Here is a 19383-nt window from a genome sequence, read left to right as displayed (position 1 = left end):
CCTCAGCCGCACAGGCTCAGGCAGGATACACGATCGATCTTGCCGCTTGGGTATTTGGGTAGCGCCGCGACTAGCCGGATCTCCCCCGGGACCTTGTGCCTGGGGAGCTTGCCATGGCAAAAGGAGATCAGGGACCGGTCGCTGGGATTGCCTCCCAGGGGAACCGCCAGCGCCACCAGCTTCTTGCCCAACAGCGGGTCATCCAGGCCGAGCACTACCACCTCCAGCAGCGACCCGCTTGACATGAGCACCTCCTCGACCTCTTGCGGGTCGATCCGGTGCCCCCCCACCTTTAGCAGGTGGTCCTTCCTCCCCGTGACGTAGAGGTAGCCTTCGGCGTCACGGTAACCGAGGTCGCCGGTGTGATAGCCGTTGCTATCCAGCACCCGGGCGGTTCCCTCGGGATCGTTCCAGTAGCCGATCATGATGTTGGGGCCCGATGCCACCAGTTCACCGCACTCCCCGTCGGGTAGTTCCTCACCGTGCGGGTCCAGTACACGGACCGACACGCCCGGTATGGCCCTGCCGATGGAGCCCAGCTTTTCCGGTAGCCGCTCCGGCTCAACGTAGGTGAGCCGCGCCGCAGCCTCGGTGGCACCATACATGACGAACAACTTGGTGTGCGGAGGGAGGACCTGCAGCAGTCGTTCCTTGATGTCGCGCGGCATGTGGCCGCCGGCCTGGGTGCAGTAGCGCAGGTTCGGGAGCCGGTCCCGGAAAGAGGCTAGTGGTGATCGGTGCAACAGGTAGGCGTAGGTCGAGGGGACCCCAGAAAAACCGGTCACCCCCTCTTCGGCCATCTGCCTGATCACCGACGCGGTGTAGGCGAAGTTGTTGTTGATCACTACCGTTCCCCCCACGGCCATATGGGTGTTCAGCAGCGACTTGCCCATGACATAAAAGAACGGGAGCACCACCATCTGGATATCGTTTTCGGTCAGGCGCAGATACTCGGTGATAGAGCGGGTGTTGCTCACGATGTTACGGTGAGACAGCATCACCCCTTTGGGCTGTCCGGTCGAGCCCGAGGTGTAGATGATGCTGGCGAGCGCATCCGGAGCAATGGTGCGTCCCCCTTGGGGAAGCTCCTCCCCCGTAAGCGCCTCGTCCCATCCCCATACCAGGTGCGCCCCCCCTTGCGCGAAGGAGGCGTCCGCGGCCAGGAGGAAACGGACCGAAGGGGGCGCCAGGTGGAACTGCTGCAACAGGTGCCCTGCCCCCTGCTCCAGGACAATCCCGGCCGGTTGCAGTTCGTCCAGCAGGCGACTCAGCGTTTCCTGCCCGGTTTCCAGGTTCAGCGGCACGGCCACCGCTCCTGCTTTCAGCACGCCGTAGTAGCTCGCTACGTACTTCACACCGTTACTTAACAAGATCACCACCCGGTCCCCGGGGAGCACGCCCCGCTGTACCAGGAACCCGGCCAGCAGGTTCGCCGCCCGGTTCAACTGCCGGTAGCTGACCCGCTCGCCGTCGTGGACCAAGGCGACCTTGTCCGGTCGTGCCGCCGCGCTCGATTCCAGGAAACTATGCACCCTCTGCAGTTCCATGGTCTCTCCCGTCAACAGGGGGCATCGCAGATGTCCACTCCCGCCCCTCTATTGTCCGCTCAGCCCCGTAGCGTACCAGGTCCGGGCTCACCCTGCGCACCCCTTTGTACGACGCGGATGCGAGGAACTGCCGGTGCAGGATCTCGGTGGAGATCACCCCCATCAGGGCCATGTTGGCGAACTCCCCGACTGTCCCCGGCGGAGCCTCCAGCACGCGTTGGTAGAGACGCGCCACCTTGGCCGCATCGAAGTACCCGCTCGCCCTCAAGCTCTGCCCGGACAACAGCTCGTCCACGTAGTCCGCAGGCGCGGCGGCAGTGAAAAGTGCGCTCACCGGCGCCCGGTAGGGGTGTTTGCCCCTGCTGGCTATCCCCTGCGGCAGAAGGTCGCGGCAGGCCCTGCGCAGTAAATACTTCTCCTGCAGCCCCCTCATCTTCCACTTGGCCGGCAACCGGAATGCAAAGTCGATCACCCGGTAGTCCAAGAAGGGGTGGCGCATCTCCACCGAGTGAGCCATGGCGACCCGGTCCCCCTGAGAGGAGAGGAGGAAGCCCGCCAGAAAGAGTTCGATCTCCAGCACCTGCGCCCGGCTAAAGAGGTCCCGTCCGCCGAAGCTCTCCGGCAGCCAGCGGGCCAGTTCCTCACGCGGGTCGTAGCCGGAGAGGCAGTTGCGGTACTCCGGGGAGAGGAAGGCGAGGTTACGGATCCCTCCCCCCCAGCGCACGGCATGGGAGAAGAAGGGATCCTCCAGCTGCTCCGGCCTGGCGGCGAAAAACTCCTGCAGGAAGGAGCGACCGCGCGAGGGGTTGTTGAAGATGTAGGGGTAGAGCCGCTCCAAAAGCCGCGGCCGCCGGAGGGAAGCAGGGCGCTGCCCCCAGTAGTCCCTCACTTTGGCCTCTTTGAACGTCGACGCGAGGCTCCCCGACGGCTCGCGCGTGAACGCCATCATCCCCCCGCTGGCCCTGGACGGTCCCGTCCTATCCATCCGCCGCTTCGGCCGCGAACCGCTGACCATGAAAGACCTGATCCAACTGGAAACACTCGACGAGCGGATGGCCGAGCTCCTGGAAGGTGCGGTGCAGACCCGGCTCAACATCCTCGTTTCCGGGGGGACCGGCACCGGCAAGACCACGATGCTGAACGTCCTCTCCGCCTTCGTACCTTCCGACGAGCGCCTGGTCACCATCGAGGATTCGGCGGAACTGCACCTGAAGCAGGACCACGTGGTGCGCCTGGAAACGAGGCCGCCCAACCTGGAGGGAAAGGGAGAGGTGACCTCGAGGGACCTGTTGCGCAACGCGCTCAGGATGAGGCCCGACCGCATCATCATCGGTGAGGTGCGCGGCGCCGAGGCGCTGGACCTGCTGCAGGCGATGAACACCGGGCACGACGGCTCCCTCTCCACCGTGCACGCCAACACCACCCGCGACGCGCTCTCCCGCCTGGAAACCATGGTGCTCATGTCCGGAGTCGACCTGCCGGACCGGGCCGTGAAAGAGCAGATGGCCTCGGCCCTGAACATCGTGCTGCAGTTGGTCAGGTTCTGCGACGGTACCAGGCGGGTGGTGAAGCTCTCCGAAATCACCGGCATGGAGGGGGGGACCATCATGATGCACGACGTGATGGTGTTCCATCAAAAGGGCATCGACCGGGACGGCAGGGTGGTCGGCGATTTCCGCGCCACAGGAGTGAGACCACTCTTCGCCGATCGCTTCAGGCTCTACGGGCACGAACTTCCCGAGGCGATGTTCCGGAACTAGGAGTCGACCATGATCGTTCCCATCGTGGCACTTATCTTTCTCACCACCTTCTGCGCAACGTGCGCCGTCTGTCTCTATGTCATCAGGCGCAGCGCCTCCGCGAGGACCGAGCTCCGGAGGAGACTGCACCAAATGACGCCCGGGGGGACCGGGGATTACGAACTGCGCGAGGCGCTGACCAGAAACGCGCACCGTGCCGGAGAGCTGCTGGTCCGACTGCCGCAGGCACACCGGCTGGGCAAACGGCTGGAACAGGCAGGGCTCGGAATCTCCGCATCGCTGTTCATGGTCGCGACGGTTTCGTCCGCGCTCCTGCTCGCCTTGCTGGTGGGGCTGCAGACCCATTCCGTGCTTGCGGCCGTGGCGGCCGCGGCCCTTCCCCCTGTGGCCGGGGAAATCACCATACGGATCACCACCTCGCGCAGGATAACCCGGTTCACAGAACTCTTCCCCAGCGGGCTCAGCATAATCGCGCGCTCGCTCAGGGCCGGACACTCGCTCACCGCCGCCATTCAATTGGTGGGCGAGGAGGTCTCCGACCCGGTGGGGGCGCTGTTCCGAACCGCCTACGAGCAGCAGCAACTGGGACTCAGGCTGGTGGACGCCCTGGCAGCCATGAATGAGCGTATCGACAGCCTCGACCTCAGGTTTTTCACGACCCTGGTGACCATCAACTCCGACATCGGTGGGAACCTCTCGGAGCTGCTCGACAAGCTCGCGGCCACCATCAAGGAGAGGCTCAAGATCCGCCGGCAGGTCCAGGTTTACACCGCCCAGGGAAGGCTATCGGGGTACGTGCTGGGGGCGCTGCCGGTAGCCGCCTTCTTCTGCTTCAACATTGTCAGCCCCGAGTACGAGGGCGAACTGATCAAGGAGCCGCTGGGCCTTTACATCCTGGCCTTCGCGGCATTCATGCAGCTGGTCGGACTGATGATCATCCGAAAGATCATCAGGATCCAGATCTGAGGTGCCACATGCTCTACCTCATTTCCTTCACCGTTTTCTGTTCCACCCTGCTCCTGGCGCTGGCCCTGTCCCGGCTGCTACTGGGAAGCAGGAGCATCGTGGCGGAACGCATGGCGGCCCTGCTCCCGACGCACAAGGCGGCGAGACTGTTTCCCGAGGTGGAATCGGGCACCTGGGCCGCAAAACTGCGCCGCATCGGGGAGCGGGTGAAGCTCCCCCAGAAGGAGCATTCCCGGTACCGCAAGAACCTTGTCGCCGCAGGGTTCCACCGGGACAGCGTCTACGTCTTTTTGGGGAGCAAGATCCTGCTAGCCCTGCTGCTGCCGCTCCCCTATCTGCTCCTGATCGCCGCGCCCAGGCAGGCCTATTTTGACAGCGTCCCCCTGCTGATCCTGTTGGGGTGCGCCATCGTCGGGTACCTGCTGCCGAGCTACTGGCTGTACGCCAAGGTAAAAAGCCGCCAGTTGGTCATCTTCCACACCCTGCCGGACCTGCTTGACCTGGTGACGCTCTGCGTGGAGGCGGGGCTCAGCATGGACGCAGCGTTAGTGCGCGGCGCCGACACGCCGCAGTTCGAGCAGAACGCGCTGACCCAGGAGATACGCCAGGCGACCATGGAGATCAGGGCCGGGAAACCACGCACCGAAGCCTTCAAGGACATGGCTGAGCGCACCATGGTGGAGGACATCAAATCCTTCACCACCATGCTCTCCCAGACCGAGCGCTTTGGGACCAGCCTGAGCCAGGCGCTGCGCTCCTTTTCCGATGAACTGAGGACCAAACGAAGGCAGCTCGCCGAAGAAGCCGCCGCGAAGACCACCATCAAGCTGATCTTCCCCCTGGTATTCGCCATCTTTCCGGCGCTGCTGGTCGTGGTCCTGGGGCCGGCGGTGGTCCAGATCGCCCGGGTCTTCAAATAACGCGCAAAGAACTGAGTGGAGGTAAATTCTCGAGCAAGGAGGTGATGACATGAAAATCGACTTCAACACGTTCATCCTGCTGATAATTTCCGTCCAACTGGCACTAGGCTACGTGCAGCAATCCAAAAAGTAGAAGCCCCACCTTGCCGGCATGCACAGCGCCGGCAAGGCTGGCTCTCCCCTCCTCCACACTGCCGCCCGCGTCCCGCGGCACCCGCACCAATCCCGGCCGCACGATCGGCCACACCGGACCGCCATGCAGAGCAAACCACGCCTGGTACACTGCCTGATCCCCTCGGTCGCCGACCTGTTCCTGGTGACGGTGCTCTTTGCGCTGTTCTTCACCACCCCTTCCCAGCTGCTGGTCGACGGCGACACCAGCTACCACATCCGCGCCGGCGAGGAGATCATCAGGACCGGTGCCGTTCCCCTGTTCGACATGTTCTCGCAGCACGTCCCGCCCCTTCCCTGGACCGCCCACGAATGGCTGGCCGAGGTGATCATGGCGCTTTCACACCAATGGGCGGGGCTGGCCGGCGTCGTCGCGCTGTACGCGCTCTTACTGGCGCTGACCTTCCGGCTGCTGTTCAAGGCCCTGCTGAGCCTGGACGCCGGGGTCCTCCCGGCCGTGGCCGTCACGCTCGCCACCCTCATCTGCTCCCAGATGCACTGGCTGGCGCGGCCGCACCTTTTCACATTCTTGTTCCTGGCCCTCTTCCACCACCTGCTGGAGAGCTGGCGCAGGAGGGGGGGCAGAAAAGTGTGGCTGTTGCCGCCCTTCATGCTGTTGTGGGCCAACCTGCACGGCGGCTTCGTTGCCGGGTTTCTGTTACTGGCCGCTTACCTCGCCGGAACGGCGGCAGGGACGCTGGGCGGCACAGCCGAGACCCGGCGCGCGGCGCGGGGGAAGAGCACGCAGCTTCTGGCCCTGGCGCTCGCGTCCTTGGCCGCCACCCTGGTCAACCCATACGGGTGGCGCCTCTTGCTGTTCCCGCTCAGGCTGGTGTCGGACCGTTACCTGATGGAGCACGTGGCGGAGTTTCTGCCGCCGGCGGTGCATGGCTGGCTCCCCTTCAACTGCCTGCTGCTGCTCCTGCTGGCCCTTTTCGCCCTGTCCCCCAAAAAGCCCGAGCCAACGGAGTTGCTGCTGGTGCTTGGTTTCGGCTACATGGCCCTCACCTCGGTGCGCTACATCCCCCTGTTCGCCCTGGTGACGGCGCCGGCGCTGGCGGCCCGGCTCGGGGAACTGGTGGAGCGAGGCAGGGGCAGGTGGGGGCGCGCGCTACGTGACCTCTCTGCCCGCCTTGCCCCCCTGGAGCGGCGCGCCCGCCCCCCGGTTTGGGGAGCGGTGGCCGTGGCGGCGGTGACGGTGGCCACGGCAGGCGGTCTCTTCCGCCACTCCTTCGACCGGCGACTGATGCCGGTGGACGCCTGCGAGTTCGTGCTGCGCCAAGGGATCACGGGCAAGGTGTTCAACAGCGACGAGTTCGGAGATTACCTCATCTACCGCGGCTACCCCGCCTGCCGGGTCTTCATCGACGGGAGACTGGACATGTACGGCGCGCAGCGGCTCAAGGAATACAACGAGATCATCGATTTCCGGCCGGGATGGGACCAGGCGCTGGAGCGATACGGCATCAGCTGGATCATCTTCGAAGCCGACTCGCGGTTCGCCAGGTTTCTGCAGCAAAGGGGAGAATGGCAACTGGTGTACGGGGACCAGGTCGCCAAGGTCTTCCGGAAAAAACCCGTCTCGCGCTAGCTCTGCCCTTCCCCTTCCCGTCCTCTTTCCGTCTTATGATCCCCCCGGATTGCCTCAGATTCCGCCCGCGCTTCGCCCCCATTTCGCTTCATTCCCGCCCCGCTTTACGTCCCACTTCCACCCGCTTTTTCCATGGCGATTCCTTCACGCCGCTCCCGCCCAAGCCGCGATGCCAGGTCGTCCCGCCACACCCACCTCCCTCAACGCCAGATGCCGGGCATCAGGAAATACCTTCCCAACCATAAACGCCTAAAGTAAGCGCCCTCATTGCCGATATGACCAGTACATATAACACTGGTTGCAAATCTCCCCCCAGAGGTTTGCCCGAAAACAAAAACCCCTGAAAGGGCGGCACAAAATGGGTAAAAAAGTTTTTGTTAATAATAAAAACATCACACCCAATGGACCGATAACGATCGAACGCGCCAAGGAGCTGCACCAGTTCTTCGCCGAGCGTCTCGACGGGCTGCCGGAGCAGCCCCTGCAGGAGACCATCGACCTCTCCCGGGTGGACGACATCGATGCCTGCGGCTGCCAACTGCTCGCCCTCTTCCTGGAAAGTATGAAAACTCGGGGGGCCACCCCTATTCTCGCCGCAGCGCCGGCCGCCCTGAGGGAACGGATCGACGCCCTCGGGTTCCACGACCTTCTGGCGCTGCAGCCCGAGCCATGAACCGGCGACGGCAGACCGCAAAGGAACTGGCATGACGACTCCCAGTGGAGAAAACAACAGCATCGACCTGAACCGCTTCAATCAGGTCTTCTTCGAGGAATGCGCGGAGAACCTCGCGGAGATGGAGCAGATCCTGATCTCTCTCGGCGACCGCGAACCGGACCAGGAGCAGATGAACGCGATCTTCCGTGCGGCCCACTCCATCAAGGGTGGCGCTGGGATCTTCGGCTTCAACGACATGACCGTGGTGACCCACGTCATGGAGTCTCTGCTGGACCGGCTCAGGAACCAGGAGATTCCCTTCGCCCCGGGCATGATTGACCTCTTTCTCGAGGCCGGCGACGCCATCTCGATGCAGCTCGCCTGGCACCGCGAGGGGAAACCGGTGGACCAGGAGGCGATCGACGGGGTGCGGGCCAAGCTGCAACAGACCATCGATGCCGGCGCCCCCGCTCCAGTGCCCGCAGACGCGCCGAAAGAAGGGACGCCTCTCTCACCCGAGGAGCTCCTGCCGCGCCGCTGCCGGCTTGCTTTCACCCCTGACCCGGAGATCTTCGCCAGGGGGATCCGGATGGAGAGCATCGTTGCGGAGTTGACCGAACTGGCCGAGCCCGGCGAGTTCGACTGCCACGCGCAGCTCATGGAAGTCCCGGAATTCGCCGAACTCGACCCGGAGCGCTGCCTCACCCGCTGGGATTTCACCCTGCTCACCCGGGCCAGCCGGGAGCAGATCCTGGACGTTTTCATGTTCGTGGCGGACGAGGAGCAGCTCTGCATCGAGGAGGAGCCCGTAGACCGGCGCACCAAAGCGGCAGAGCCCGCGCCCGAGCAGGGTGTCATCCCCGCCGCCGGCAGACGAGCCTACGACAACGGTGAAACAGCTCCCGGCGCCTTCGGCAGGCGCGGCGGCGAAATCGAGTCTTCCATCAGGGTCAACGTCACCAAGGTGGACCAGTTGGTGAACCAGGTCGGCGAGCTCCTGATCACCCAGGCCATGCTGACCCAGATCGCGGCGGGGCTCGACCCCATCCTGCACCAGGCGCTGCAGAGGGGGCTCGTCCAACTGGAGCGCAACACCCGCGACCTGCAGGGGAGCGTGATGTCGATCCGGCTGGTGCCGATCAGCATCGTCTTCAGCCGCTTCCCGCGCCTGGTGCGCGAGATCGCCGCCAAGCTCGGCAAGCAGGTGGAGTTGAAAACCACCGGCGACAGCACGGAGCTGGACCGCGGCCTCATCGAAAAGATAGCCGACCCCCTGGGACACCTGGTGCGCAACGCGCTGGACCACGGGCTGGAAACGCCGGAGAAGCGGGTCGCCTGCGGCAAGAACCCCATGGGGACGCTGCAGCTTTCCGCCTCCCAGGTCGGCGGCAGGATCGTCATCGACGTGACCGATGACGGCGCCGGGCTGAACCGGGACCGGATCCTGGCCAAGGCGCTCGAGTGCGGCATCCCCTGCTCGGAGGCGATGAGCGACGAGGAGGTCTGGCCGCTCATCTTCGCCCCCGGCTTCTCCACGGCCAGCGAGGTGACCGACATCTCCGGCCGCGGCGTGGGCATGGACGTGGTGCTCAAGAACGTCCAGGGGATCGGCGGCCGGGTGCAGATCGCCTCGGAGGCGGGCAAAGGCGCCCGCTTCACCATCAGCCTGCCGCTCACCCTGGCCATACTGGAAGGGCTCTCGGTAGCCATCGGGAAGGAGAAGTTCATCATCCCGCTCAACGTGGTGATCGAATCGCTGCAGCCCAAAGCCGAGCAGTTGAAGAGCGTCAACGGCCGCGAGGTGGTCCAGGTGCGCGGCGAATATCTACCCATCCTCAAGCTGCACCGCATCTTCAACCTCGAAGCGGAGGTGACCGAGCCGCAGCGTGGCATCCTGGTGCTGGTGGAGGCGGACGGGGAACGGGGCGCCATCCTGGTGGACGCCCTCCTGGATGAGCAGCAGGTCGTAGTGAAAAGCATCGAGACCAATTACCGGCAGGTGGAAGGGAGCGCCGGGGCCACCATCCTCGGAGACGGGCGCGTTGCGCTCATCCTGGACCTTCCCGAGCTGTTCGCGATGCACAAGAGGCTATAGCAGTGGAAAGGAGAAGAGACATCATGCAGACGGCACACGGCAGTGCGGTAGAACAACTGACAGCGGAAGGGGGGGCGGAGTACCTCACCTTCACCCTGGGAGGCGAAAGCTACGGCCTCGACATTCTCAAGGTGCAGGAGATCCGGGGATACGACTGCGTCACGCGCATCGCCAACACCCCTGCCTTCATCAAGGGGGTCATCAACCTGCGCGGGGTGATCGTCCCCATCGTCGACCTGCGCATCAAGTTCAACATGGGCGAGGTGACCTACCACGAGTTCACCGTGGTGATCATCATCAACGTGCTGAACAAGGTGGTGGGGATCGTGGTGGACGGCGTCTCCGACGTGGTGGCTCTTCCCCCACAGAGCATCAAGCCGGCCCCGGAGCTGGGTGCGTCGCTGGACACCCGCTACATCACCGGGCTGGGGACCTTGAACGACGAGATGCTGATCCTGGTGGACATCGAGAAACTGATCGGCAGCGATGAGCTGCAGATCGTTGACAGTACGGCGGAGAATACTCAGAAAGAGGCGGTGAACCTATGAAAATTGCGCGATTTAAAGACTGGAAGATCCTGACCAAAATCCTCAGCATCTCGGTGGCCACCATCGTCATGATGGTGCTGGGTGTCATGCTCTACGTGCTCCCCTTCATGCAAAACAAGCTCATGGACGAGAAGATCCAGGCCACCAAGGCGGTGGTCGACGTGGCCTACGACGTGCTGACCGCGAACCAGAACGCGGTGAAGGAGGGTCGAAAAACCCTGCCGCAGGCCCAGGCCGACGCGCTCAAGCAAATCTCCGAGATGAGGTACCACGGTAGTGAGTACTTCTGGGTCAACGACCTGGACACCAAGGTGCTCATGCACCCGATCAAGCCGGAGTTGGTGGGCAAGACCCAGTACGACAACAAGGACCCCAACGGCAAAAGGCTCTACGTCGAATTCGTCAACGTCTGCAAGGAGAAAGGCGAAGGGGTGGTGGATTACATGTGGGCCAAGCCCGGCTCCACGATCCCAGTCCCCAAGATCTCCTACGTCATGCTGATGAAGGAGTGGGGCTGGATCGTGGGTAGCGGCATCTACGTCGACAGCGTGACGGCCGAGATGAACAAGATGAAGTACCAGATCATCGGCGGCACCGCGCTGCTCGCTGTGGTCATCTTCGCGTTCGCCTGGTTCGTTGCACGCCGGATTAAGCTGGCGCTGGACCAGGCCATCGGCGCCTCCCGGCGCATCGCCTCGGGCGATCTCACCGCCCGCATCGCCGTCGACAGCGAGGACGAGACCGGAGAACTGCTCGCCTCGCTCAAGGAGATGAACGAGGGGCTCGCCCACATCGTGGGCGACGTGAGAAACGGCGCCGAGTCGATCGCCACGGCGACCGAGGAGATCGCGGCGGGCAACGCCGACCTCTCCCAGCGCACCGAGGAGCAGGCAAGCGCCCTGGAGGAGACCGCCTCCAGCATGGAGGAGCTCACCTCCACCGTGAAGCAGAACGCCGACAACGCCCAGGCGGCGAACCAGCTCGCCATCAACGCCAGCGGCGTGGCGGTCAAGGGGGGCGAGGTGATCACCCGAGTGGTGCGCACCATGGAGAGCATCACCGACAGTTCCAAGAAGATCTCGGACATCATCGGCGTCATCGACGGCATCGCCTTCCAGACCAACATCCTGGCCTTGAATGCCGCGGTGGAGGCGGCGCGCGCCGGCGAACAGGGGAGAGGGTTCGCCGTGGTCGCGGCCGAGGTCAGAAGCCTCGCCCAGAGAAGCGCCGCGGCGGCCAAGGAGATCAAGACCCTCATCGAGGACTCGGTGTCCAAGGTGCAGGACGGCAGCCGCCTGGTCGAGGAGGCCGGACGCACCACCCAGGACATCGTCACCAGCATCAAGCGCGTGACCGACATCATGGCGGAGATCTCGGCGGCCTCGCTGGAACAGTCCAGCGGCATCGAGCAGGTCAACACCGCCATTACCCAGATGGACGACGTCACCCAGCAAAACGCGGCCCTGGTCGAGGAGGCGGCGGCCGCCGCCGAATCGCTCGAGGACCAGGCCCAGCAGCTGGTGGCGGTGGTGGCGCGGTTCACCCTGGAGCAGGGCAATAAGAGCGTCCATCCGGCCCCGGCGGAGAAGCGCAAGCTGACCCACGCGGCGGTACGCCCCAAGGCGCCCGAGAAGAAGATGAAACCCGTAGCGGCGGCAGCAGGGGTAAAAGCGCAGGAACAACGTCTCTCCCGGTCCGCCGAGGCCGCCGAGGTGGACGATGATTGGAAGGAGTTCTGAAAACCGTGATGCGCGCAGAGCCGGCGCACCCCCTGACGGGGGGGGGAGGCGCCGTGGCATTCGGCGCCGCAGAACCGGCCTGGAACAACTTCCAGTACCGCTTCACCGCTGACGACTTCGCCCGCGTGCGCGGCTTCATCTACCGCAACGCGGGGATCTCGCTGGCCCCGGGCAAGATGGACATGGTCTACAGCCGGCTGGCGCGCCGGCTGCGGGCCACGGGGGTGGAAAGCTTCGCACAGTACCTGGACCTGGTGGAAAGCGGCGATCCCCAGGAGCTGGAGGCGTTCATCAACGCCCTGACCACCAACATGACCTCCTTCTTCCGGGAGCCCCACCACTTTCGGCTCCTTTCCGAGCGCCTGCGCCAGCATCGGGACCAGAGGCAGGTGGCGATCTGGAGCTGCGCCTCCTCCAGCGGCGAAGAGCCGTATTCCATAGCGATGACGGCGCTGGACGCGCTGCCGGCCGGGGCGGGGGTCAGCATCCTGGCCACCGACATCGACACCAACGTGCTCGGCAGGGGGAGCGAGGGAATCTACCCGGTGGACCAGTTGCCCAAGATCCCGGAACCGTACCGGAAGCGCTTCTTCCTCAGGGGGGAAGGAAACAACGAGGGGTTCATCAGGGTGAAGGAGGAGCTGCGCCGCGTGGTGACCTTCAAGAGGCTGAACCTTTTGGACGGGCAGTGGCCCATGCGGGGGAAATTCGACTTCGTCTTCTGCCGCAACGTGATGATCTATTTCGACCGGCCGACCCAACTCGCCATCCTGGAACGGATTTCCCGGGTGCTGCACCCGGACGGGCTGTTGTTCGTCGGTCATTCCGAGAGTCTGCACCACGCCCAGGAACTGTTCCGGGTCTGCGGCAACACGACCTACGCCTTGAGGAGCTGACGGTGCCGCACAAGAGTACAACGGGAGCGACAAGGCCGGGGCATCCCGACCGCGGGAAGCTCAGCTACTTCGATCCGGAGTTCAAGATCGTGGCGGTCAAGATCGTGGCGGGGGAGTTCTTCGCCACCGATGAGGCCGTGGCCATCACCACCGTGCTCGGCTCCTGCGTCTCGGTCTGCCTGTACGATCTGGAACTGGGCATCGGGGGGATGAACCACTTCATGCTACCGGAACTGCAGCAAGGGGTGAGCGCCCCCCCCTGCTTGGGCGCCTGCGACGACAACGCGCAAAGCTGCGCCCGCTACGGGGCCTGCGCCATGCGCCGGCTGCTGGAACAGCTCGAGCTCTTGGGCGCCAGCCGCAAGCGCCTCGTCGCCAAGCTCTTCGGCGCCGGCCGGGTCATGCAAAGCAGCACCGACATCGGCGCCAACAACGCGGCCTTCGCCGTCGATTACTTGAAGAAACAGGGAATACCGATCATCGCCTCGGACCTGGGGGAGCGTTGCCCCAGGAAGGTGATGTTCTTCCCCCAAACCGGCCGCGCCCTGGTCAAAAGGATTCGCGCCCTGCACGCAGGAAGACACTGAATGCCCATAAAGGTGCTGATAATAGACGACTCGGCCCTGATCCGATCGCTGTTGACCGAGATCATCAACAAGGCCCCCGACCTCCAGGTGGTGGGAACCGCACCGGACCCGCTGGTGGCCCGGCAACGCATCAAGGAACTGAACCCGGACGTGCTCACCCTCGACGTGGAGATGCCCAAGATGGACGGGCTCGCTTTCCTGGAAAAGCTGATGAGGCTGCGCCCCATGCCGGTGGTGATGGTCTCCTCGCTCACCGAGAAAAGTTCGACCGTGACGCTGAAGGCGCTGGAACTGGGCGCCTTCGACTTCGTCACCAAGCCGAAGATCGACATCCGCAACGGTCTGTTGGAATACGCCCAGGAGCTCACCGAGAAGATCCGCTGCGCCCATAGCGCCTTCAGAAGACGGGGTGCGGCCAAAGCGGCCCCGCTGCAGGTGGAGGCGAAGCTCTCCGCGGACGCGGTGCTCCCCAGCCGCCACCAGAATTTTTCCACCACGGAAAAGGTGGTGGCGGTCGGGTCCTCCACCGGCGGCACCGAGGCGCTCAAGGTGCTCCTGAGCGCGCTCCCGGCCGACTGCCCGGCGATACTGGTCACCCAGCACATGCCCGAGACCTTCACCCGGACCTTCGCGGCGCGCCTGGACAGCCTGTGCGCCCTGGCGGTCAAGGAAGCGGAGCACGGGGAGCGGGTGCTCCCGGGGCACGCCTACATCGCGCCCGGCAACCGGCACATGATGCTCTCCCGTAGCGGCGCAAACTACACCATCGCCCTGGGAGACGGGCCGCCGGTATCCCGCCACCGCCCCTCGGTCGACGTGCTGTTCCGGTCGGCCGCCAACTGCGCGGCGGACAACAGCCTCGGCATCATCCTCACCGGGATGGGGGACGACGGGGCGGCGGGGATGCTAGAGATGCACAATGCCGGCGCCAGGACTCTCGCCCAGGACGAGGAGAGCTGCGTAGTGTTCGGCATGCCGCGCGAGGCGATCGCGCACGGGGGCGTGGACGAGGTGGTCCCGCTCTCCGAGATGGCGGGACGACTTTTGGGGTGGCTCGCCTCGCACGGCAAGCGCAGTTTCAGGGTGTAAAGCGGAAAAAAGAGGCTCACCGCCGGGAGAAGCACGTGAAGTTCCCCAATGCACGCGACAAGATATCGCTTCCCCTCCTCATCAGCGCGCTGACCGTGGCCGTGGTGATGATGGTCGGCAACCACCTCATGCTGGACCAGATCCATGAGGAGGCGGTGCGCCAGGCCAACCGGCAGCAGGAAAACAGCATGATGGCGTTCTGGGAGCTCATGAACCGGCGCGGCAGGAACTTCCACATCGACAACGGCAGGATGATCCTGGGCGATTACTACGTCCTGAACGGCGCCAACGAGCTCACTGACAAGATCTTCTGTATCACCGGGAGCAGGGCCACCATCTTCATGGGGGATACCCGGGTGGCCACCAACGTGCTCAAGGAGGACGGCACCAGGGCCCTCGGGACCAAACTGGCCGGCGCCGCCTACGACGCCATCTTCAAGGAGGGGGTCCGCTACCGCGGCGAAGCCGACATCCTCGGTGCCCCGTACTTCACCGCCTACGACCCGATCCGCGACCTGAACGGCAAGGTCGTCGGCGCCCTGTTCGTGGGGGTGAAGCAGAGCGAGTACCTGGCGCGCTACGACCGGATCAACGTGAAGATCGGCATCATCAATGGTGCGCTGGCGGCCGTATTCGTACTGTGCGCCGTGATCCTGGGCCTGAACCGCAAACGCGCCGAGAACGAGATCAAGAGACAGCTGAACTTCCAGCAGCAGCTCATGGATACCATACCGAGCCCGATCTTCTCCAAGGACGCGCAAGGGCGCTACAACCTGTGCAACAAGGCCTTCCAGGGGTATGTAGGGCTCAGCCGGGAACAACTGATGGGACACTCGGTGTACGACCTGTGGGAGCCTGAACTGGCGCAAAAGTACCACGACATGGACCAGGAAATCATGGAATCGCCGGGTATCCAGGTCTACGAGTCCCAGGTCGGCCACGCCGACGGCAGCGTGCGTGACGTGATTTTCCACAAGGCTGCGGTTCGGGACGACAGCGGCGCCGCCCAGGGGCTGGTCGGCGTGATCCTGGATATCACCGAGCGTAAGGCGGTCGAGCAGGAGAGCCGCCGGCTCGAGGCCCAGAAGCACCACTCGCGCATGATCGAATCCCTGATGATGCAGCTGAACCACGACCTGAACACGCCGCTCACCCCGCTCTTCGCCCTGATCCCCATGATCCGCGCCAAGGTGAGCGATCCGGGGGTGGAGCGGATGCTGGAGATCTGCCAGCAGTGCGTGAACCAGATCCAGGGGCTGGCGGGCAAGGCCTTCGACCTGGTGCGTATCTCCTCGAGCCGTCCCCGTTTGATCCCGGTGAGCCTGTGCGCTGCGGCCGAGAGCGCGCTCGGTGAGATTTCCTCCTCCCTCGCCGAGCGCGGCGTGATCTGCTGCAACGCGATCAGTCCCGATCTCCAGGTACTGGGATCGGCCGACCAGCTCACGCTCTTGTTCAAGAACCTGCTCAGTAACGCTGTGCGCTATGCCGCCCAAAAGGGAAAGGTGATCATCAGCGCCGAGTTGAAAGGGGCGGAGGTCGAGGTGTCCGTCCAGGACGACGGCATCGGGCTGGACCACGAGCAGCTCACCCAGGTGTTCGACGAGTTCTACAAGGCGGACACGGCGCGGCACGACCTGAACACGCAGGGGCTTGGGCTCGCCATCTGCCGCAGGATCGTGGCCAACCACGAGGGGAGACTCTGGGCGGCCAGCCCGGGAGCCGGGTACGGCACCACCATGTTCTTCACCCTGAAACAGGTGGGACACGAGTCACCGGCGATCGTCGAAGACGAGCCGTTGCAGGAAAACTATCTCGAGAGCTATCAGATATGAGACATTTCTCCCTTACAGAGCTGAAAAAGCGCATCGGCATAACGGTGGCCATCACGATAGCCGCGGTAATCGGCATCTTCGCCCTGGGTGAGAGCGGGATGACGGCCGGCCAGCCGCTGCAGCAGTCGGTGCTGATCCTCGTGCTCTGCGTGGTAATCGTGATACTGACCCGCATCCTGTTCTCCCACCTGGACCACCTCGAGGAAGCGCAGCGGATCGTCCAGGGGCAGCAGTCGGAACTGGCGCTTGCCGAGCAGCGGGAGCGCAGCCGGCTGAAGGCGCTGGAGCGGATCGCCACCGACGCGGCACTCGATGACCTGCTGGTGGACGTGGTGCAGTTCGTGGAGGATTGCCTGCCGGGGTCGCTCTGCTCGATACTCCTCGTCGACGAGTCGGGGACCAGGCTGCGCCACGGCTGCGCGCCGTCGCTCCCGGCGGAGTACAACCAGGCGGTGGACGGGGTGAAGATCGGCAAGGGGAAAGGTTCCTGCGGCACCGCCGCCTTCCTGCGCCAGCGCGTGGTGGTCGAGGACCTGGAACCGCACCCCTACTGGCACAACTTCCAGCCGGCCCGGGACGCCGGCCTCAGGTCCTGCTGGTCGGAGCCGGTCTTCGCCAGCAACGGCACCCTCCTGGGTACCCTGGCGGTGTACCACCGTGAACCGCGCGCACCCGGGAAGGAGGATCTCCACCTGCTGGAGTCGGCGGCCCATCTGGCCGGCATCGCCATCAGCCGGGTGCGGGCCGACGAGGGGCGCCACGTGCTGGAAGAGCAGCTGCGCCACACCCAGAAGATCGAGGCGGTGGGACAGCTGGCCGCGGGGGTCGCCCACGATTTCAACAACCTGCTGACCCCGATCATCGTCTACGCCGACATGCTGCTGCGCGTTTCTCCCGAAGGAAGCCCGCAGACGCGCATGATCCAGTCCATGAGCTCGGCCGCCCACAAGGCGAGCGACCTGACCCAGAAGCTCCTCTCCTTCGGACGCAAGCAGGTGCTGCACATGAACCTGCTGGACCTGAACGAGGTGATCGGCTCCTTCAAGGAGATCATGCGCGCCACCGTCAGGGACAGCATCGAGATCGACCTGCTGCTCTCCCCCGGCGCCACCAAGGTGCAGGCGGACCGCGGCCAACTGGAACAGGTGCTGTTGAACCTGGTCCTGAACGCACAGGACGCCATCGAGGGGAGCGGTTCCATCTGCATCGAGACCGGCCACCTGATCCTGGACGAAGAGTTCCACCGGCAGCACCCGGTCGCCAAACCCGGCCATTACATCCTTTTGGCCTTCAGCGATGACGGCTGCGGCATGAGCGACGAAACGCTCAGGCACATGTACGAGCCCTTCTTCACCACCAAGGAGAGCGGCCGCGGCACCGGCCTGGGCCTCGCCACCGTCTACGGCGTCATCAAGCACCACGGCGGCTGCATCGACGTCAGGAGCCGCCCGGGGCAAGGGACCAGGTTCGCGATCTACCTCCCGGCCAGCGCGAGTGCCGCGGAGCCGATCATGCGCCCCTTGGCCGACGTCGCGCCGCCGGAGCTGGACAACGCCGAGCGGACCATCCTGCTGGTAGAGGACAACCAGATGATCCGCGAAGTCGCCGCCGACCTCCTCACCTCCTTCGGCTACCGTGTCCTGGTTGCCGAGACCCCGTCGCGGGCGCTGGAGCTGGCGGACGCGGAGGAACAGACTATCGACCTACTGGCGACGGACGTGGTCATGCCGGAGATGACCGGCCCGGAACTGTACGAGAAGCTGCAGGAGCGTCACCCCGCGCTGCCGGTGCTCTACATCTCCGGATACACCAACGCCTTGGCGCCGCAGGAGGATCCCCTGCGCCAGGAGGCAATCTTCCTGGCCAAGCCCTTCACCCTGGAGCAGTTTATGGCCAGGATCAACGAGATGCTGTACCAGGTGAAAGCGCCGCAGGACGACCCTCCGCCGCTGGACCACCGCACCATGGCCCAGCTCTTCGAAGCACATCAAGGCGCATCCGCGCCGGAACATAAGGAAACGCAACCATGAACAGACGGGTAATGATCGTAGACGACAACGAGTACGTCAGGGCGTCGGTGGACATCATCTGCGAATCGGCGCAGCTCGAATTGGCCAGCTCGGCCAGCGGCGTCGAATGCCTGGAGCAGCTGCAGGGGGGATTCCGCGGGGTCATCCTCATGGACATCATGATGCCCGAGATGGATGGTTGGGACACCATCAGGGAGATCGTGGACCGCGGACTCTACCCGGGCAACATCATCGTCATGCTGACCGGGATGGGCGAGCCCGACTCGAAGATGGAGGGGCTCCAGGAATACGTTTCGGACTACATGACCAAGCCCTTCGGTCCGGAGGAGTTGCTGGATTCCATCGAGTACTACCTCACCCTGCTGAACGCGCCGGCCGACCATGACTAGCAGGAACCTGGTGGTCATAGGCGTCTCCACGGGGGGGCCGCTGACGCTCAAGGCGCTGTTCAAGGAACTGCCGCCGCTGGACGCCGCCTTTCTCATCGTGCTGCACATCACCCCGCAGATGGATTACCGCATCGCCCAGGGGCTGGGAGCAGCCGCCTCGATGCCGGTGAAACTGGCCGAGGACGGCGAATTCCTGAAACGCGGCCACGTCTACATGGCGCCGGGGGGGCTCCACCTGCAGCTGACCGGCAACAACAGGGTGGTCCTCTGCGAAGGGCCCCGCGTCAACTACGTGCAGCCGGCAGCGGACGTCACCATGCTCTCGCTGAGCCGCCCCCTGAAGGGAAAGCTGATCGGCATCGTGCTCACCGGCATGGGGCGCGACGGCGCGGACGGGATCAAGCACATCCATGACATCGGGGGCATCACCATTGCCCAGGATCAGCAATCCTCCACCATTTACGGCATGCCCAAGGCGGCCGCCCAGACCGGTGCCGTCGATTACGTACTCCCCCCAAAAAAGATAGCCGGCAAGCTGATGGAGCTGCTGGCTCCGATCTGACGGCAG

17 protein-coding genes are annotated in these 19383 nt (G+C 64.4%); 15 read left to right on the top strand and 2 right to left on the bottom strand.

Annotated features, from left to right (window positions below; all coding sequences use genetic code 11):
• Positions 1-2 precede the first annotated feature (2 nt).
• Both JFN90_RS12745 and JFN90_RS12740 read right to left on the bottom strand, forming a co-directional pair.
• Positions 3-1547, bottom strand: a complete 1545-nt coding sequence (locus JFN90_RS12745; protein WP_199395497.1) for a class I adenylate-forming enzyme family protein — start codon at positions 1545-1547, stop codon at positions 3-5.
• Positions 1525-2436, bottom strand: a complete 912-nt coding sequence (locus JFN90_RS12740; protein ID WP_328755652.1) for an asparagine synthase C-terminal domain-containing protein — start codon at positions 2434-2436, stop codon at positions 1525-1527. The genes JFN90_RS12745 and JFN90_RS12740 overlap by 23 nt, the downstream gene beginning before the upstream one ends.
• A gap of 1 nt (position 2437) precedes the next feature.
• Between JFN90_RS12740 and JFN90_RS12735 the strand changes: the two genes are divergently transcribed.
• The 15 genes from JFN90_RS12735 (at position 2438) to JFN90_RS12665 (ending at position 19377) form a co-directional block, all read left to right on the top strand.
• Entirely contained in the window at positions 2438-3307 is an 870-nt protein-coding gene (locus JFN90_RS12735) for a CpaF family protein (RefSeq protein WP_328755651.1), read from the top strand.
• 9 nt (positions 3308-3316) lie between these two features.
• A complete protein-coding gene (locus JFN90_RS12730) occupies positions 3317-4273 on the top strand; it encodes a type II secretion system F family protein (protein ID WP_199395495.1) in 957 nt (318 codons plus the stop codon).
• 8 nt (positions 4274-4281) lie between these two features.
• Positions 4282-5193 carry a type II secretion system F family protein gene (locus JFN90_RS12725; RefSeq protein WP_199395494.1) on the top strand — a complete coding sequence of 304 codons (912 nt, stop codon included), beginning with the start codon at positions 4282-4284 and terminating at the stop codon, positions 5191-5193.
• A gap of 256 nt (positions 5194-5449) precedes the next feature.
• Positions 5450-6955, top strand: coding sequence for a hypothetical protein (locus tag JFN90_RS12720; RefSeq protein ID WP_199395493.1), 1506 nt, complete (start codon positions 5450-5452; stop codon positions 6953-6955).
• Between the two features lie 358 nt (positions 6956-7313).
• Positions 7314-7628, top strand: a complete 315-nt coding sequence (locus JFN90_RS12715) for an STAS domain-containing protein (RefSeq protein WP_199395492.1) — start codon at positions 7314-7316, stop codon at positions 7626-7628.
• A gap of 31 nt (positions 7629-7659) precedes the next feature.
• Positions 7660-9705: a chemotaxis protein CheW gene (locus JFN90_RS12710; protein ID WP_199395491.1), complete on the top strand. Its 2046-nt coding sequence runs from the start codon at positions 7660-7662 to the stop codon at positions 9703-9705.
• Between the two features lie 23 nt (positions 9706-9728).
• The gene (locus tag JFN90_RS12705) at positions 9729-10253 is read left to right on the top strand and encodes a chemotaxis protein CheW (protein ID WP_199395638.1); all 525 of its coding nucleotides are present in this window, start codon (positions 9729-9731) and stop codon (positions 10251-10253) included.
• The gene (locus JFN90_RS12700) at positions 10250-11992 is read left to right on the top strand and encodes a methyl-accepting chemotaxis protein (protein ID WP_199395490.1); all 1743 of its coding nucleotides are present in this window, start codon (positions 10250-10252) and stop codon (positions 11990-11992) included. The genes JFN90_RS12705 and JFN90_RS12700 overlap by 4 nt, the downstream gene beginning before the upstream one ends.
• Positions 11977-12888: a CheR family methyltransferase gene (locus JFN90_RS12695; protein WP_236018989.1), complete on the top strand. Its 912-nt coding sequence runs from the start codon at positions 11977-11979 to the stop codon at positions 12886-12888. The genes JFN90_RS12700 and JFN90_RS12695 overlap by 16 nt, the downstream gene beginning before the upstream one ends.
• A 2-nt stretch (positions 12889-12890) precedes the next feature.
• Complete coding sequence (locus JFN90_RS22535; protein WP_199395489.1) at positions 12891-13475, top strand: histidine kinase; 585 nt, start codon at positions 12891-12893, stop codon at positions 13473-13475.
• Positions 13476-14564 carry a protein-glutamate methylesterase/protein-glutamine glutaminase gene (locus JFN90_RS12685; RefSeq protein ID WP_199395488.1) on the top strand — a complete coding sequence of 363 codons (1089 nt, stop codon included), beginning with the start codon at positions 13476-13478 and terminating at the stop codon, positions 14562-14564.
• 35 nt (positions 14565-14599) lie between these two features.
• Complete coding sequence (locus tag JFN90_RS12680; RefSeq protein ID WP_328755649.1) at positions 14600-16396, top strand: cache domain-containing protein; 1797 nt, start codon at positions 14600-14602, stop codon at positions 16394-16396.
• Positions 16393-18426 carry a GAF domain-containing protein gene (locus JFN90_RS12675; protein WP_199395487.1) on the top strand — a complete coding sequence of 678 codons (2034 nt, stop codon included), beginning with the start codon at positions 16393-16395 and terminating at the stop codon, positions 18424-18426. Before JFN90_RS12680 ends, JFN90_RS12675 begins: the two co-directional genes overlap by 4 nt.
• Positions 18423-18815 carry a response regulator gene (locus JFN90_RS12670; RefSeq protein WP_199395486.1) on the top strand — a complete coding sequence of 131 codons (393 nt, stop codon included), beginning with the start codon at positions 18423-18425 and terminating at the stop codon, positions 18813-18815. The genes JFN90_RS12675 and JFN90_RS12670 overlap by 4 nt, the downstream gene beginning before the upstream one ends.
• Entirely contained in the window at positions 18808-19377 is a 570-nt protein-coding gene (locus tag JFN90_RS12665; protein WP_199395485.1) for a CheB methylesterase domain-containing protein, read from the top strand. The genes JFN90_RS12670 and JFN90_RS12665 overlap by 8 nt, the downstream gene beginning before the upstream one ends.
• The last annotated feature ends 6 nt before the right edge of the window (positions 19378-19383 follow it).

Origin of the sequence: Geomonas propionica, assembly GCF_016458235.1 — a bacterium.
Classification (GTDB): domain Bacteria; phylum Desulfobacterota; class Desulfuromonadia; order Geobacterales; family Geobacteraceae; genus Geomonas; species Geomonas propionica.
The sequence above is the reverse complement of the archived record's forward strand: the minus strand, read 5'-3'. Positions and strand labels throughout refer to the sequence as shown.